Origin of the sequence: Actinomadura sp. RB99 (assembly GCF_014706005.1) — a bacterium.
Lineage (GTDB): Bacteria > Actinomycetota > Actinomycetes > Streptosporangiales > Streptosporangiaceae > Spirillospora.
The window spans coordinates 101302-116551 of sequence record NZ_JABMCA010000009.1; the positions used below are offsets into that span (position 1 = coordinate 101302).

General features: G+C 73.2%; 12 protein-coding genes. 7 read left to right on the top strand and 5 right to left on the bottom strand.

Going from position 1 to position 15250, the window contains the following annotated elements:
* Positions 1 to 60: 60 nt before the first annotated feature.
* Together amrb99_RS11385 and amrb99_RS11390 are read right to left on the bottom strand one after the other, a co-directional pair.
* Complete coding sequence (locus tag amrb99_RS11385) at positions 61 to 1416, bottom strand: phytase (protein WP_190855704.1); 1356 nt, start codon at positions 1414 to 1416, stop codon at positions 61 to 63.
* Between the two features lie 118 nt (positions 1417 to 1534).
* Positions 1535 to 2215: a GntR family transcriptional regulator gene (locus amrb99_RS11390; RefSeq protein WP_190855949.1), complete on the bottom strand. Its 681-nt coding sequence runs from the start codon at positions 2213 to 2215 to the stop codon at positions 1535 to 1537.
* A 240-nt stretch (positions 2216 to 2455) separates the two neighbouring features.
* Between amrb99_RS11390 and amrb99_RS11395 the strand changes: the two genes are divergently transcribed.
* From amrb99_RS11395 to amrb99_RS11425, 7 genes are all read left to right on the top strand, one after another.
* Complete coding sequence (locus tag amrb99_RS11395; protein ID WP_190855707.1) at positions 2456 to 3430, top strand: TIM barrel protein; 975 nt, start codon at positions 2456 to 2458, stop codon at positions 3428 to 3430.
* Entirely contained in the window at positions 3427 to 4389 is a 963-nt protein-coding gene (gene iolC, locus amrb99_RS11400) for a 5-dehydro-2-deoxygluconokinase (RefSeq protein WP_190855709.1), read from the top strand. Before amrb99_RS11395 ends, iolC begins: the two co-directional genes overlap by 4 nt.
* The gene (locus amrb99_RS11405; protein ID WP_241755460.1) at positions 4386 to 5342 is read left to right on the top strand and encodes an aldolase; all 957 of its coding nucleotides are present in this window, start codon (positions 4386 to 4388) and stop codon (positions 5340 to 5342) included. Before iolC ends, amrb99_RS11405 begins: the two co-directional genes overlap by 4 nt.
* A gap of 102 nt (positions 5343 to 5444) precedes the next feature.
* Complete coding sequence (gene iolD / locus amrb99_RS11410; protein WP_190855711.1) at positions 5445 to 7295, top strand: 3D-(3,5/4)-trihydroxycyclohexane-1,2-dione acylhydrolase (decyclizing); 1851 nt, start codon at positions 5445 to 5447, stop codon at positions 7293 to 7295.
* A 9-nt stretch (positions 7296 to 7304) separates the two neighbouring features.
* Positions 7305 to 8786 (top strand): CoA-acylating methylmalonate-semialdehyde dehydrogenase, encoded by a 1482-nt coding sequence (locus amrb99_RS11415; protein WP_190855713.1) that lies wholly within the window; start codon positions 7305 to 7307, stop codon positions 8784 to 8786.
* Between the two features lie 364 nt (positions 8787 to 9150).
* On the top strand, positions 9151 to 9915 hold the full coding sequence (locus tag amrb99_RS11420; RefSeq protein ID WP_190855716.1) for an MgtC/SapB family protein: 765 nt from the start codon (positions 9151 to 9153) through the stop codon (positions 9913 to 9915).
* A gap of 707 nt (positions 9916 to 10622) precedes the next feature.
* Complete coding sequence (locus amrb99_RS11425; RefSeq protein ID WP_190855718.1) at positions 10623 to 11906, top strand: HNH endonuclease signature motif containing protein; 1284 nt, start codon at positions 10623 to 10625, stop codon at positions 11904 to 11906.
* A 95-nt stretch (positions 11907 to 12001) separates the two neighbouring features.
* Here amrb99_RS11425 and amrb99_RS11430 read toward each other — a convergent pair whose 3' ends face one another.
* From amrb99_RS11430 to amrb99_RS11440, 3 genes are all read right to left on the bottom strand, one after another.
* Positions 12002 to 12508: a DUF1579 family protein gene (locus amrb99_RS11430; protein WP_190855720.1), complete on the bottom strand. Its 507-nt coding sequence runs from the start codon at positions 12506 to 12508 to the stop codon at positions 12002 to 12004.
* 612 nt (positions 12509 to 13120) lie between these two features.
* Positions 13121 to 13846: an ABC transporter ATP-binding protein gene (locus amrb99_RS11435; protein WP_241755481.1), complete on the bottom strand. Its 726-nt coding sequence runs from the start codon at positions 13844 to 13846 to the stop codon at positions 13121 to 13123.
* A gap of 179 nt (positions 13847 to 14025) precedes the next feature.
* Positions 14026 to 15231, bottom strand: a complete 1206-nt coding sequence (locus amrb99_RS11440; protein WP_190855725.1) for an MFS transporter — start codon at positions 15229 to 15231, stop codon at positions 14026 to 14028.
* Positions 15232 to 15250: the final 19 nt, after the last annotated feature.

The window sequence follows — 15250 nt, forward strand, 5'->3', positions numbered from 1 at the left end:
TCACGAAGGCGCCCATGGAGGCGCTCATGACGGCGGCCCGCCGCACGCCGACGAAGCGGGTCAGTCGCGGGGGTCCCAGGCGCCGGGGGTGACGTCCAGGTCGAGCGGCTCGGCGACGTCCTTCCAGTCGACGAACTTGAAGTTGGTGTTCGTGCGGACCTCGCCGTCCGGGCCCGTCTCGTCGGGGGCGTTGAAGCCGTCGTGGACGACCAGCAGGCCGTTCTTGAAGCCGCCGACGCGGGCGCTGGTCACCATCGCGCCGTCGCACTCCTCGGAGCCGTCCGCGTTCGTCCCGGGCGCGACGCGGAAGTGCCCGAGGTACTCGTTCGAACCCTCCCGGTCGTAGACGACGAAGGTGTCGTCGCCCTGGCTGGACGCGAGCAGGTAGCCCTCGCCGTCGTCCTTGCGGTAGATGGTGAGGCCCTCGGCGTCCGGCGTGATGTGCGTGCCGCCGGCGCCCGGGTCGGGGCCGGTGACCTCGCACTCGTCGGTCTCGGCGTTGTAGGTGGCGGGGACGCCGAAGTCCTTCACCTTGTCGATGAGCCGGGGCGTGCCGCCGTCGAGCGGGATGCGCCAGATGCCGACGTCCTCCTGCGCGGCGTACAGCACGCCGTGCTCCTCGTCGGCGACCATGCCCTCGACCTGCGGGCCGCGGCCCGGGTCCTCGCACGGCGACCAGGTGCCGCCGCCCGGCAGCGCGAACGACGACGGCAGGTCGACGTCCCGGACGTGCCGGTAGGTGATCTTGCCGGCGGCGGTCGCCTCCAGCCGGACGATGCCGACGCGCGGGGTGTGGCGGCGGCTCAGCGCGGCGTACGAGGCGCCGTGCCCGTCCTTCCACGACGCGATCCCGTACGCGGTGGCCTGGTCGTTGACCTGGTCGAGCGAGGAGGAGAACACGAACGGGGCGGCGGCGTCGGTGACGTCGGTGAGCGGCGTGCCGTGCCGGAGCGCGGCGCGCGGGTCGATGGCGTAGGTGCGGACGATGTCGCGGCCCCGGTCGGACACCACGGCGAGGTCGACGGTGCGTCCGCCGAGCCGGAACCCGTAGATCAGGTCGACGTTGTTGAAGCGGCCCGGCTCGTCGCCGGCGCGCGGCGGCGCGGGCGCGGCGATCCGCTGGATCTCGTGCCCGGACGCGTCGTAGACGGCGAGCCCGGCCTGCTTGAGGGTGGTGATGACGAGGTCGCCGTCGTGGTCGCTCGGGTGGTTCCAGATCGCGGGGTCGTCGGCGTTGGCGTTGCCGCCCGCGTCGTCGTCGAACACCGCCGGGGTCTCCAGGCGGGCGTGGACCTGGGCGAGCTCGTCGTCGTCGGCGGACGCCGGGGCGGCCGACAGCGCGGCGGCGGCCAGCGCGGCGGTCACCGCGGCGGCGGCGAGGCGGTGGCCGCGGGGGCGGAACGGTGCGAAGGGCATCGGGTTCCTCCTGATGCGCTCGGGGGGATGCCCTGCACCGTAAGTGTTAGAGCGCTCTAATTCAATAGAGCGCTCTAATCGATCACGAGGTCCGGCGCGCCCGCGCGGGCGGCGGCGGTCAGCGTTCGACGAGCGTGAGCGCGTAGGAGTAACGGCTCGCCCGGTACACGTGGCGGCCGAACTCGATCGCGGTGCCCTTGTCGTCGTAGGCGGTCCGGGTCATGGTGAGCATCGGGACGCCGCGCCGCTCGTCCAGCAGCCGCGCCTCCTCCGTCGTGGCGCGGCGCGCGCCGATGGACTGGTTGGCGATCCGCAGGTTGACGCCGCTCGCGCGCAGCAGCTCGTACAGGCCGTGCCGGGCGAGGTCGTCGGCGGTGACGGCGAGCAGGCCCTCGGGCAGGTAGTTGGTGAGCAGCGCGAGCGGCTCGCCGCCGGTGCTCCGGGCGCGGCGCATCCGGAGCACGGGGTCGCCCGCCGCGAGGCCCAGCTCCTTGGCGACCCGGTCGTCGGCGGGCACCGTGCCGAACTCCAGCACCTCGGTCTGCGGCTCCCGGCCGGCCGCCGCCAGGTCGTCGTGCAGGCTGGTCAGCTCGACGGGGCGGCGGATCTCCGACAGGACGACCTGCGTGCCGACGCCGCGCTTGCGGACCAGCAGCCCGCGGTCCACCAGGTGCTGGATCGCCTGCCGGACGGTCGGCCGGGACAGCCCGCAGCGCTCGGCGAGCTCCAGCTCGTTCTCCAGCCGGGTGCCGGGCGACAGCTCGCCGGACTGGATCGCGGCCTCGAGCTGCCGGGCCATCTGGTAGTAGAGCGGCACGGGGCTGCCGCGGTCCACGATCACGCGCGGTCGGTACACCCCGGGCTCCCTCCGGGCCCGGCTCCCGGCCGGGCTCCCGTACCGGATGATACTCCGCGCTTGGCCGAACCTCCTTACCTCATAATGTCATGACAAAGCCTTGACATGGCTCGGCCGGTTTCAGCAGACTCGGCGGGGGCCGGCCGCGGCGCCGGCGTCGCCTTTCACCGGGATGGAGTGCCGATGATCAAAGACCGCGTCGCGGGAGCGCCGATCTCCTGGGGGGTGTGCGAGGTGCCCGGGTGGGGGCACCAGATGGCGCCCGGCCGGGTGCTGGCGGAGATGGGCGCCCTCGGTCTCGCCGCCACCGAGTTCGGCCCGGACGGCTTCCTGCCCGCCGGCGCCGCCGAGCGCGCGGACCTGCTGGCCGCGCACGGGCTGCGCCCGCTCGGCGGGTTCGCCCCCGTCGTGCTGCACGACCCGGACCGCGACCCGCTGCCCGAGATCCGGCGGACCCTGACCGCGTTCGGTGTGGAACGTTCCAAGACTACCGCGGCGCCCGGCACGGACGCTCGCAGCACGGACGCTCCCGGTGCCGACGCTCCCCGGGCGGACGCTCCCGCCGCCGGTGCTCCGGAAGGCGGTCTGACGCTCGTGCTCGCCGCCGTGCACGGCCTCGACGGATACGACGAGCGGCCCGCGCTCGACGCGGCGGGCTGGGCGGCGCTGCTGGCCAACCTCGACCGGATCGCCGCGCTCGCCGCAGAGTCCGGCGTCCGCGCCGTCCTGCACCCGCACGTCGGCACGATGGTGGAGCGCGCGGACGAGGTGCAGCGCGTCCTGGACGGCTCCGGGATCCCGCTCTGCCTGGACACCGGGCACCTGCTGATCGGCGGCGTCGACCCCGGCGAGCTGGCCGCCCGCGTCCCCGAGCGGATCGCGCACGTCCACCTCAAGGACGTCGACGCCGGGCTCGCCCGCGACGTCCAGGCCGGCCGGATCGCCTACACCGACGCCGTCCGCAAGGACATCTACCGGCCCCTCGGCGGCGGCGACATCGACATCGCCGGCATCGTCCGCTCCCTCGAAGGCGCCGGGTACGGCGGCTGGTACGTCCTCGAACAGGACACCATCCTCGACCGCGAGCCGGACGACGGCGCCGGGCCGATCGGGGACGTGCGCGCGTGCCTGGACTTCCTCGCCGGGATCGCGGCATGACCGCTGCGCCCGCGTCCCTCGACGTCATCACGATGGGCCGCGTCGGGGTCGACCTGTACCCGCTGGAGTCGGGCGTCGGGCTCGACGAGGTCGAAGGCTTCGGCCGGTTCCTCGGCGGCAGCGCCACCAACGTCGCGGTCGCCGCCGCCCGGTACGGCCGCCGCGCCGCCGTGATCACCCGGACCGGCGCCGACCCGTTCGGCCGGTTCGTCCGCCGCGCGCTCGCCGGATACGGGGTGGACGCCCGGTTCGTCGCGGACGTCCCCGGCCTGCCGACGCCCGTCACGTTCTGCGAGCTGTTCCCGCCGGACGACTTCCCGCTGTACTTCTACCGCTTCCCCAAGGCCCCCGACCTGGAGATCCGCGCCGACGAGCTGGACCTCGCCGCGATCGGGTCGACCGGGGTGCTGTGGGCGACCGTGACCGGGCTGTGCGCCGAGCCGTCCCGGACGGCGACGCTCGCCGCGCTCGGCGCCCGGCCCCGCACCGCGCTCACCGTCCTCGACCTGGACTACCGGCCGATGTTCTGGGAGTCGGCGGCCGAGGCGTCCCGCTGGACGGGCCAGGCCCTCGAACACGCCACGGTCGCCGTCGGGAACCTCGCCGAGTGCGAGGTCGCCGTCGGCGAATCCGACCCGGTGCGGGCCGCTCGCGCGCTGCTCGACCGGGGCGTCCGGCTCGCCGTCGTCAAGCGCGGCCCCGGCGGCGTGCTCGCGGTCGGCGCGGACGGCGAGGCCGTGGAGGCGCCGCCGGTGCCGGTCGAGGTCGTCAACGGCCTCGGCGCGGGCGACGCGTTCGGCGGCGCGCTCTGCCACGGCCTGCTGTCCGGCTGGGACCTGGCGCGGACCGTCGCGTTCGCCAACGCCGCCGGCGCGATCGTCGCGTCGCGGCTCGCGTGCGCCGACGCCATGCCGGAGTACGCCGAGGTGGCGGCGCTGCTGGACGGGGTGCCGGCATGAGCGTGGAGACGGGTGTGAGCACGGAGAACGGTGTGAGCGCGGAGACCGGTACGAGCGTGCCGGCACGGGCGGAGTCCCCGGCGCGGTCCCGGATCGCGGCGCTGACGGAGACCCGCGTGCGGCGCCCCGAGGCCATCGCCGAGGCGGCCGCCCGCCGGCCGCGGCGCTCCGCCCCGGCCGGCGCCACCGGACGGCTGATGATCGTCGCCGCCGACCATCCGGCTCGCGGCGCGCTCGCCGCCGGCGGCGACCCCTTCGCGATGGCCGACCGCGGCGAGCTGCTCGACCGGCTCTGCACCGCGCTGGACCGCCCCGGCGTGGACGGCGTGCTCGCCGCCCCCGACATCGTCGAGGACCTGCTGCTCCTCGGCGTGCTGGACGGCAAGGTCGTGATCGGCTCGATGAACCGCGGCGGCCTGGCCGGCGCGTCCTTCGAGATCGACGACCGGTTCACCGCCTACAGCGCCGACGCGATCGCCGCGTCCCGGCTGGACGGCGGCAAGGTGCTGCTGCGGGTGGACGACGACGACCCCGCCACCGCCGACACCCTGGAGGGCTGCGCGCGGGCGGTGTCCGCGCTCGCCGGGCACGGGCTGCTGGCGATGGTCGAGCCGTTCATCTCCCGCCGCGTCGACGGCCGCGTCCGCAACGTGCTGACGCCGGAGGCGATGATCCGGGCCGTCTCGATCGCGTCCGCGCTCGGCACCACGTCGGCGCGGACCTGGCTGAAGGTCCCGGTCGTCCCGGACATGGAACGGGTGATGGCCGCGTCGACGCTGCCCGCGCTGCTGCTCGGCGGCGAGGTCGCCGACGACCCGCGCGCCGCGCTGGACGGGTGGCGGCGCGCGCTGCGGCTCCCGACGGTGCGCGGGCTGATCGTCGGCCGGTCGCTGCTGTACCCGAGGGACGGCGACGTCGCGGGCGCGGTGGACGCGGCCGTGGACGCGCTGTGAGCGGCGGACGCCCTGTGAGCGGCGGAGTGACCTGTGAGCAGTGGAGTGCCTGTGAGCAGTGGAGTGAACGGTGAGGGGGGCGCTGTGAAGGAGAAGAAGACGATGAGGTTGACGGTCGGGCAGGCGCTGGTGCGCTTCCTGGCGGCGCAGTGGTCGGAGCGCGACGGGCGCGAGCAGCGGTTCTTCCCGGGGTGCTTCGGGATCTTCGGGCACGGGAACGTGGCGGGGATCGGGCAGGCGCTGCTGGAGTACGGCGAGGAGATGCCGTACTACATGGCCCGCAACGAGCAGGCGATGGTGCACACCGCGTCGGGCTTCGCGCGGATGAACGACCGCTTGTCGACGCTGGCGTGCACGACCTCGATCGGGCCGGGCGCGACGAACATGGTCACGGGCGCGGCGCTGGCGACGATCAACCGGCTGCCGGTGCTGCTGCTGCCGGGGGACATCTTCGCGACCCGTCCGGCCAACCCCGTCTTGCAGGAGTTGGAGGACGGGCGGTCCCATGACGTGTCGGTCAACGACTGCTTCAAGCCGGTGTCGAAGTACTGGGACCGCATCAACCGCCCCGAGCAGCTCCCCAGCGCACTGATGGCGGCCATGCGCGTCCTCACCGATCCGGTAGAGACCGGCGCGGTCACGCTCTCGCTGCCGCAGGACGTCCAGGCCGAGGCGTACGACTGGCCCGAGGAACTGTTCGCCCGGCGTGTGTGGCGGATCCCGCGCCCGCTGCCGGAGGCCCGCGACCTCGACGACGCGTGCGAGGCGCTGCGGTCGGCGGAACGTCCGCTCATCGTCGCGGGCGGCGGCGTCATCTACTCCGGCGCCACCGACGCGCTGCACGCGTTCGCCGAACGCACCGGCATCCCCGTCGCGGAGACGCAGGCGGGCAAGGGCTCGCTGGCCTGGGACCACCCGTCCGCCGTCGGCGCGATCGGAGCCACCGGCTCCACCGCGGCCAACGCGCTCGCCCGCGACGCGGACGTGGTCGTCGGCATCGGCACCCGCTACAGCGACTTCACCACCGCGTCGCACAGCCTCTTCCAGAACCCCGGCGTCCGGTTCGTCAACATCAACGTCGCCCGCGCCGACGCGTTCAAGCTCGGCGGTACCACCGTCGTCGCCGACGCGCGCGAGGCCCTCACCGCGCTGGACGCCGCCCTCGCCGGATGGACGGCACCGGACGCCCACCGCGAGAACGCGCGGGACCTGACGGCCCGGTGGAACACCGTGGTCGACGGCGCCTACGCCCTCGACCACGGCGACCCGCCCGCCCAGTCGCGGATCATCGGCATCGTCAACGAGGAGTCCGGCCCCCGGGACGTGGTCGTCTGCGCGGCCGGCTCCATGCCCGGCGACCTCCACCGGCTCTGGCGCACCCGCGACCCCAAGGGCTACCACGTCGAGTACGGCTACTCCTGCATGGGCTACGAGATCGCCGGCGGCCTCGGCGTCAAGATGGCCGACCCCTCCCGCGAGGTGTACGTCATGGTCGGCGACGGCTCCTACCTGATGATGGCGCAGGAGCTCACCACCGCCGTCGCCGAGGGGATCAAGCTCGTCGTCGTCCTCGTCCAGAACCACGGCTACGCCTCCATCGGCAACCTCTCCGAGACCGTCGGCGCCGACCGGTTCGGCACCCGGCACCGCGTCCGCACCGGCACCGGGCTCGACGGCGCGCCCATCCCCGTCGACCTCGCCGCCAACGCCGCCAGCCTCGGCGCCGACGTCCTCCGCGCGACCGGCGCCGACGAGTTCCGCACCGCCCTCCGCAAGGCCGCCGCCTCGCCCCGCACCACCGTCGTCCACGTCGAGACCGACCCGCTCGCCCCCGCCCCCGGCAGCGACGCCTGGTGGGACGTCCCCGTCGCCGAGACCTCCGAGCGCGGCGCGACGCGGGACGCCCGCGCCCGCTACGACGACGCCAAGAAGGCCCAGCGCCGCTACCTCTGAAAGGAAATCATGAGCCTGATTCAGCACCGGATCGGCGGTGTCGAGGTCGGCGGAGGCAGCACCGCCCCCCTGCACGATCCCGCGACCGGCGAGCAGTCCGGTGAGGTCGTCCTCGGCCGCGCCGCCGAGGTGAACGCCGCCGTCGGCGCCGCCGCCCGCGCCTTCGAGACCTGGCAGGACGTCTCGCAGGCCCGCCGCGCCCGCATCATGTTCGCCTTCCGCGACCTCCTCGAACGGCACGAGGACGAGCTCGCCCGGCTCGTCACCGCCGAGCACGGCAAGGTCCTCGACGACGCCCGCGGCGAGATCGTCCGCGGCCGCGAGGTCGTCGAGTTCGCCTGCGGCATCCCGCAGGCCCTCAAGGGCGAGTACTCCGACCAGGTGTCCTCCGGCATCGACGCCTACTCCTTCCGGCAGCCGCTCGGTGTGTGCGCGGGGATCGTCCCGTTCAACTTCCCGGTGATGGTGCCGCTGTGGATGCACCCCATCGCGATCGCCACCGGGAACACGTTCGTGCTCAAGCCGAGCGAGCGCGTCCCGTCCGCGTCCGCGTTCATCGCCGACCTGTACGCCGAGGCCGGGCTCCCCGACGGCGTCTTCAACGTGCTGAACGGCGACCGCGAGACCGCCGACGCCCTCATCCGGCACCCCGACGTCGCCGCCGTGTCGTTCGTCGGGTCCACGCCCGTCGCGCGGCACGTCCACGAGACCGCCACCGCCGCCGGCAAGCGCGTCCAGGCCCTCGGCGGCGCCAAGAACCACGCCGTCGTCCTCCCCGACGCCGACCTCGACCACGCCGCCGACCAGATCACCTCCGCCGCCTACGGCTCCGCCGGGCAGCGCTGCATGGCGATCTCCGTCGTCGTCGCCGTCGGCGAGGCCGCCGACCCCCTCGTCGCGCGGCTCGCCGACCGCGCCCGCGCCGTCAAGGTCGGGCCCGGCAGCGACCCCGGCTCCGACATGGGCCCCCTGATCAGCGAGGACGCCCTGCGCCGCGTCACCGGCCACGTCGACGCCGCGCAGGCCGCCGGCGCCACCGTCGTCGTCGACGGCCGCGGACGCCCCGGCCCCGGCTACTTCCTCGGGCCCTGCCTGCTCGACGGCGTCGGCACCGACCTGCCCGCCTACACCGAGGAGATCTTCGGGCCCGTCCTGATCGTGCTGCGCGCCGGGAGCCTCGACGAGGCCATCGCCCTCGTCAACGCCAACCCGCACGGCAACGGCACCGCGATCTTCACCTCGTCCGGCGAAGCGGCCCGCCGCTACCAGCGCGCCGTCCACGTCGGCATGGTCGGGATCAACGTGCCGATCCCGGTGCCGATGGCGTTCTACTCCTTCGGCGGCTGGAAGGCGTCCCTGTTCGGCGACACCCACATCCACGGGCCCGAAGGCGTCCGCTTCTACACGCGCGCCAAGGCCATCACGTCCCGGTGGCCCGAGCCGCAGGCCGCGTCCACCGCCGGCGAGCTGTCCTTCCCGACCGCGACCTGACCCGCCGAGCCGCCCCGGCCCCACCGGGGCGGCCACCGCGGATCCTCGCGGACCGCCGCGGACCACAGCGGGCCGCCGCGGACCACCGCGGGCCGCCGCGGACCACCGCGGGCCGCCGCGGATCGGCGCGCCGCCGCGGATCACCGCCGCATGCCGCCGCGGCACGCTGCGCGCCACCGCGGGACGTCGCGGACCGCCGCGGGACATCGCGGACCGCCGCGGGACATCGCGGACCACTGCGGGACGTCGCGGACCACTGCGGATCGTCGCGGACCGCCGCGGCACGCCGCGCGCCACCGCGAGCCGTCGCGGATCGTCGCAGGCCACGGGCCGCGGATCGTCGACCGGATCGGAGGACCAGGTAGTGACAGGTCAAGGACTCGTCCAGATCGGCGAACTCTTACTGGCCCTCGTGCTCTCCGCATGCATCGGCCTTGAAAGGGGCGTGCGCAACAAGAGCGCCGGCCTTCGCACGCACACCCTCGTCGGCGTCGGCGCCGCCCTGTTCATGCTGGTCAGCAAGTACGGTTTCCAGCACGCCCCCGGACCCGTCGCATTCGACCCGTCCCGCGTCGCCGCCCAGATCGTCTCCGGCATCGGCTTCATCGGCGGCGGACTCATCTTCGTCCGCCGCGACGCCGTCCGCGGCCTCACCACCGCCGCCGTCGTCTGGGTGACCGCCGCCGTAGGCATGGCCGCGGGCGGCGGGCTCTGGCTGCTCGCGATCGCGGGGACCGCCGGGCACTTCCTCGTCGTCTACGGGCTGAGCGCGCTCACCCGTCGGCTGCCGCTGGACCGGTTCCGGCCCGCCGACCAGACCCGCATGCGGCTGGTCTACCGCGACGGACGCGGCGCCCTCCGCCGCGTCCTCGTCGAATGCACCCAGCGCGGGTTCGCCGTCATCGAGGCCGACGTGGAACGCGAGCACCTGCCGGACGACTCCGACTCCGAGCGCGGTCGCGACGAGCGCCGCGACCGGGAGGAGCCCGCGCACCGCCGAGGCCGCTGGAACGCCGTCGTCACCGTCGTCCTCGAAGGGCCCGGCTCGATACCCGACCTGACCGCCGTCCTGAGCGAGCTCCCCGACGTCGTCGCCGTCACCACAGGCGCCGACCGCGACGACGAGTAGCCCGCCTTCTAACGGTTCCTCTCGGATGCTTGGGCGCTCTTATTTGAATCAACACCGAGAGCCATCCCATCTCTCGATGAGCATCAAATAGGCAGCAAGTCGCGGCGGCTTTTCCGGCCGCAAGACCAGGCAGCCAAATCAGGCGGCAGCTCACGGTGGCAACAAGACCAGGCGGCAGGTCACGTCGCAGCAAGTCATGGCGCCAGTCATAGCAGCAAGTCACCGGCAGCAAGTCACCGGCAGCAAGTCACCGGCAGCAAGTCACCGGCAGCAAGTCACCGGCAGCAAGTCACCGGCAGCAAGTCACAGCGGCGAGTCACGGCAGCAAGTTATGGCAGCAGCGCAGTAGGGCAAGAGGGGTGTTCGGGTGGTGGGGTGGCGCTTGCGTACGGGGCCGCCCCTCCAAAGTCAAGGGCGCCTTCGGCGTCGCTTCGCGATGGACTTCGTCCACCCTTGACTTTGGAGCCTCTGCGGCCCCTGGGCAGGTGTTGGGGGCAGGCTCCGCCTGCCCCGCCCCCGGGTCGCGCCACCCCACCACCCCCTCCGCCAGGAACCAAGAGACGAACTCCCCCTTCCGCGAGGTACGAAGATCGACAATAGGCCATGCGACCCGGCAGCCTTTCCCGCCCAAAAAAATACCGAGAAGAATGTGGCCCGAACGGGCTTGAACGGCCTCGAATGTCGGTCACGCAGGGTACTATTTACGTATGCAATCAGTGACGGTCGAGCTTGGGGCCGCGTCCACCATGGAACTGGTGAACGCGCTCTCAACCATCGCCACTGAACTCGCATCGCGAGAAGCCCCGGAATCTTCTGCGGCCTGCCTGGAACTCACCGAAACTCTTGTGGCTGCGTGCGATATGCAGGAAAGCGTCCTCGCCGGATTCATCGGCCGAGTCGACGCCTGCGGGGAGCAGGCCCGGTGGGGATATCCCTCCACCCAAGCATGGCTGCGATCGCGGCTGGGCATGCGCGACAGCCGCGCCAAGGAGCGCCTAACTCTCGCCCGGCAGAGCCACCGCCTGCCGGAGGTCTGCGCACAGTTGGCGGCCGGGGAACTGTCCTACGGATACGCCGTCACCGTCGCCGACTCGGTCGCGCGCCTCGACGACACCGACTGCGCCGAGGCCGAGACAATCCTCCTCGGCTTCGTCGAGCAGGGCTTCTCGGCCGGGAAGGTAGCCGCGTTCGGCCGCCGCATCCGCGACCTCATCGCCGAACGCGACGACACCGAAGACGCGCCCGACGAGGATTCGCGGCGCGGTTACGACAAGTCCTGGCTCACCACCACCCGATCCCTGGACGGCGGCCGGTACGTCAAAGGGTGGCTGAACCCCGAGGATGCCGCGATCTGGGACGGCACGCTCGCTCCGCTGGCCAAGCCGGCCGGGCCGGACGACCGTCGTGACCTCCCCGAGCGGACGGCGGCGGCGCTGTCGAGCGTGCTGTCGGGCGGGCACAAGGCGTCCAAGGTCACCGTCATCTGCGACCTGGAGACGCTCACCGGAGGCAACGCCCCGGCCCGCCTCACCGACGGCACCCCGATCCCCGCCGCCCAGGCCCGCCGCATCGCCCTCTCGGCCGGAGTCTCACCCCTCCTCCTTGGACGCGGGAACACTCCGCTGTACCTGGGATACCGGGAACGGTTCGCCTCCCCAGCACAACGCCAAGTACTGGAGACGCTCTACTCCTCCTGTGCGGTGCAAGGCTGCGAAGTGCCCGGGACACTGTGCGAAGTGGACCACGTGCATGGCTGGGCCCTTGGGCGATCGCCCACCGACATCGATCAACTCGCACTCACCTGCGGGTGGCACAACCGCTTCAAGCACAGTCGCCCCGATCAGATCCAGATCACCAAGGATCGGGACGGGCGGTACGTCTACCGGCTGCTCCCGCCACCCGACGCCAGAGGATCAGCGACCGGGGCCGGGCCGCCGGGCAGCATCGGCCGCCCACCACTCGATAACCCCGCCCTCGACTGGGCGGCATAACAGCCACGACGGCGGCTGGCGAGCCGTCGCGGCTGTCGCCGCCATGGCCTGGCCATGGCCGCTCCCCTCCCCCGGTGCCGCTGGTGCGGGATCGGTCAGGCGACCTTGCGCAGGGTCACGTTCATCGATGCCGTCCAGGTCACGCCGTCGGCGCTGGACTCGTGACGGGCGACTTGGGTGAGTCCGCCGTCGGTCATCGTTGCGGTGCATCGCGTTCGGTCACCGGTCCACCTGAGGACGTCCCCCTCGATCTCGAGCCGGGAGACGTGGACGTTGCCGAAGCTGTCATAGAACGTGGAGCTGTAGGCCTCGCCGTCAACGCCGATGATCTCGACGCCTCCCACGGACGTGTCGCCGATCTTTCCGTAGGCCGAGTGCACGATGAAGAACCCGCCGGGAGCCCACTCGTACACATCGCTGGTGAGGATCGGAACCGACGGGGCGTCCGCAGTGGCGACCGTGCGGCCTTCGTTGATCCACTTGCCGATGAGAACCTCGAGCGCTTCGTGGCGGTCGTCGCGGACGGGCGTGGCCTGGTCGGTGGTCTCGACACCTGCGGCGACGGTGACGACACGGGCCGACTTGCTGCTGTCACGGGACATCGGAGCTCCTTCGAAGGCTGTCGGGGACGCTTTCCTACGTAGTCGGAGCCGTCATGGCCGCCTCGACATCCCGTCGCGATCTCTTGCCCGATGAAGCCAGCCGCCCCACGTCACTACGGCTTGGTCCGGCGTGACGGTACGGAAGGGGGTGGTGGGGTGGCGCGACCCGGGGCGGGGCAGGCGGAGCCTGCCCCTAACGCTGCCTCAGGGGCCGCAGAGGCTCCAAAGTCAAGGGTGGACGAAGTCCATCGCGAAGCGACGCCGAAGGCGCCCTTGACTTTGGAGGGGCGGCCCCGTACGCAAGCGCCACCCCACCACCCGAACACCCCTCTTGCCGATCTCCCCATCTCCCGTCTCCCATCTCCTCGCCACTCGGAACCCTTCTCGCCCCAACGCCCAGCGCCCCAACGCCCGCCCGCCCATCGCCCAACCCCCCGCGCCCCGATCGCCCAACGCCCGCCTGTCCGCTCGCACAACGCCCGTCCGCTCGCACAACGCCTGTCCGCTCGCACAACGCCCGCCCGCTCGCCCGCCCGCCGCAATGGCGGCGGCCAGGAACGCCACTCCGACCTGCGATGAAGGGGCTCCAACAGTGCGGGCGGTACGGCCGTCTCACTCGTGTTCGTCTCGGTAGGCGGCCACTACCTCGGCGGACGGGCCGTCCATGCGGATCCGGCCGTGGTCGAGCCAGATCGTGCGGTCGCAGGTCTCCTCGATGGTGCCGAGGCTGTGGCTGACGAGGACGACGGTGGCGGCCTGCTCGCGCATCTCCTTCAGCCGGTCCTCGCTGCGCCGGCGGAAGCGGGCGTCGCCGGTGGCGAGGGCCTCGTCGATCATGAGGATCTCACTGGTCTGCGCGGTGGCGATGGCGAACCGGAGGCGCTGCGCCATGCCGGTCGAGTAGGTCCTCATCGGCATGTCGACGAACTTGCCGAGCCCGGAGAACTCCACGACGTCGTCGTACTTCTCCCGCACCTCGCTCAGCGGCATGCCCATGGCGAGGCAGCCGAGGACGATGTTGCGCTCGCCGGTGAGGTCGTTCATGAGCGCGGCGTTCACGCCGAGGAGGACGGGCTGGCCGCAGGTGAACACCTGCCCGCGGTCGCCGGGCAGGAGGCCGGCGATGCTGCGCAGCAGGGTGGTCTTGCCGGAGCCGTTGGTGCCGACGATGCCGACCGCCTCGCCGCGGCGCAGCACGAACGAGACACCGCGGAGGGCGTGGACCTCGCGGGGGCGGGGCCGGCTGCGGTGCAGCAGGCGGCGGACGCGCGAGGTGCCGGTGTCGGCCTCGGCGCCGAGCACCCGGTAGGTGACGTGCAGCTGGTCGACGACGACCATGGGATCGGCGTCCGGGGGGACGGGCGGGGCCGCGTGCTCGTCCGTCCCGGGGGCCTCGCGGGGCGCGGGTTCGGGATCTGACGGCATGGCAGGTCCTTTCCGCTCGGCGCGCGACCGTCAGCGGCGGCCCCTGGCCGGGGCTCGCTCGCGCAGGTCCTTCCCGCAGGTGGGGCGGGTACTCATCGCGGAACGGTCCGCCCGCGCAGGACGGCGAGGAGGACGAGGGCGGCGGCCTGGATCGCGACGACCACCGCGACCAGCAGGGTGACCGATTGGTCATAGAGGGCGCCGGTGAGCGCGCCGCCCGCCAGGGCGGCCACGCCGAGGACGCCGGCGAAGATCCCGTAGGCGGTGGCCCGCCGCCGCGACGGGACGAGGTCGGCGACGACCGCCCGCAGCGTGGACTCCTGGATCCCGACGGCGGCGCCCCACACCAGCGAGCCCACGACGGCCAGGGTCAGCGACCGGGTGAACGCCAGGACGGGCACGGCGGCCGACAGGACGGGCAGGACGGCGAGCGCGCGCGGGCCGACGCGGTCGTAGAGCCAGCCGTTGGCCAGCGCGGACACGGCGTCGGCGGCCATGGCCCCGGCGTACACGACCGGTACGAGGTCGGCGGGCAGCAGGTGCCGCTGGACGAGGTGGAACGACAGCACCCCGAAGGTCGCGAACCCCGTCATCGTGACGGCCGTGAACGCCGCGTAGACGAAGAAGGTGCGCGGCAGTGCCGGGACGGCGGCGTCCCGCCCCTGCGGAGCCGCGTCCTCGCGGGCGGCAGGCTCGTAGTCGGCGGGGGCGGGGACGCGGGCGCGGAGCCAGAGCAGTATCGCCATCGCGGCGACGCCCGGGACGGCCAGCACGCCCAGCGCGGGCGTGTAGTCCCCGGCTGTGGCCGCGAGGACGCCCGCCACGGTGAGCGGGCCGACGAACGCGCCGATCTGGTCGAGGGCCTCGTGCACGGCGAACCCGCGGCCCCGGCCGGTGGTGGCGGTGGCGTGCGACAGCAGCGTGTCCTTGGCCGGGGACCGGACGGCCTTGCCGACGCGTTCCGCGACGACGAGGACGCACGCGGCCCACAGGACGCCGGCCAGGCCGAGCAGCGGCACGGACACCGCCGTCAGCGCGTATCCGGCGATGGTGAGCGCCCAGAACCGGCGGGTGCGGTCGGCGAGCGGGCCCGACACCAGCCGCAGGCCGAGCGCCGCGGCCTCGCCCGCACCGGTGACGGCGCCGACGACCGCGGCGGACGCGCCGAGCGAGGCCAGCAGCGGCCCGGTGATCGACCGGGCGCCCTCGTACACGACGTCCATGAGCAGGGAGACGACACCGAAAACGACGATGAACCGCCACGGCGACAGGGCCGCGGTCCGGGGCCGCGCGCTCATCGGCGGCCGCCCGCTGCTC

Bases quoted from the DNA above. Each gene is read 5' to 3' on its own strand.
- amrb99_RS11385 (WP_190855704.1), bottom strand. From the start codon at position 1,416: ATGCCCTTCGCACCGTTCCGCCCCCGCGGCCACCGCCTCGCCGCCGCC.
- amrb99_RS11390 (WP_190855949.1), bottom strand. From the start codon at position 2,215: ATGGCCCGGCAGCTCGAGGCCGCGATCCAGTCCGGCGAGCTGTCGCCC.
- amrb99_RS11395 (WP_190855707.1), top strand. From the start codon at position 2,456: ATGATCAAAGACCGCGTCGCGGGAGCGCCGATCTCCTGGGGGGTGTGC.
- iolC (WP_190855709.1), top strand. From the start codon at position 3,427: ATGACCGCTGCGCCCGCGTCCCTCGACGTCATCACGATGGGCCGCGTC.
- amrb99_RS11405 (WP_241755460.1), top strand. From the start codon at position 4,386: ATGAGCGTGGAGACGGGTGTGAGCACGGAGAACGGTGTGAGCGCGGAG.
- iolD (WP_190855711.1), top strand. From the start codon at position 5,445: ATGAGGTTGACGGTCGGGCAGGCGCTGGTGCGCTTCCTGGCGGCGCAG.
- amrb99_RS11415 (WP_190855713.1), top strand. From the start codon at position 7,305: ATGAGCCTGATTCAGCACCGGATCGGCGGTGTCGAGGTCGGCGGAGGC.
- amrb99_RS11425 (WP_190855718.1), top strand. From the start codon at position 10,623: ATGCAATCAGTGACGGTCGAGCTTGGGGCCGCGTCCACCATGGAACTG.
- amrb99_RS11430 (WP_190855720.1), bottom strand. From the start codon at position 12,508: ATGTCCCGTGACAGCAGCAAGTCGGCCCGTGTCGTCACCGTCGCCGCA.
- amrb99_RS11435 (WP_241755481.1), bottom strand. From the start codon at position 13,846: ATGGTCGTCGTCGACCAGCTGCACGTCACCTACCGGGTGCTCGGCGCC.
- amrb99_RS11440 (WP_190855725.1), bottom strand. From the start codon at position 15,231: ATGAGCGCGCGGCCCCGGACCGCGGCCCTGTCGCCGTGGCGGTTCATC.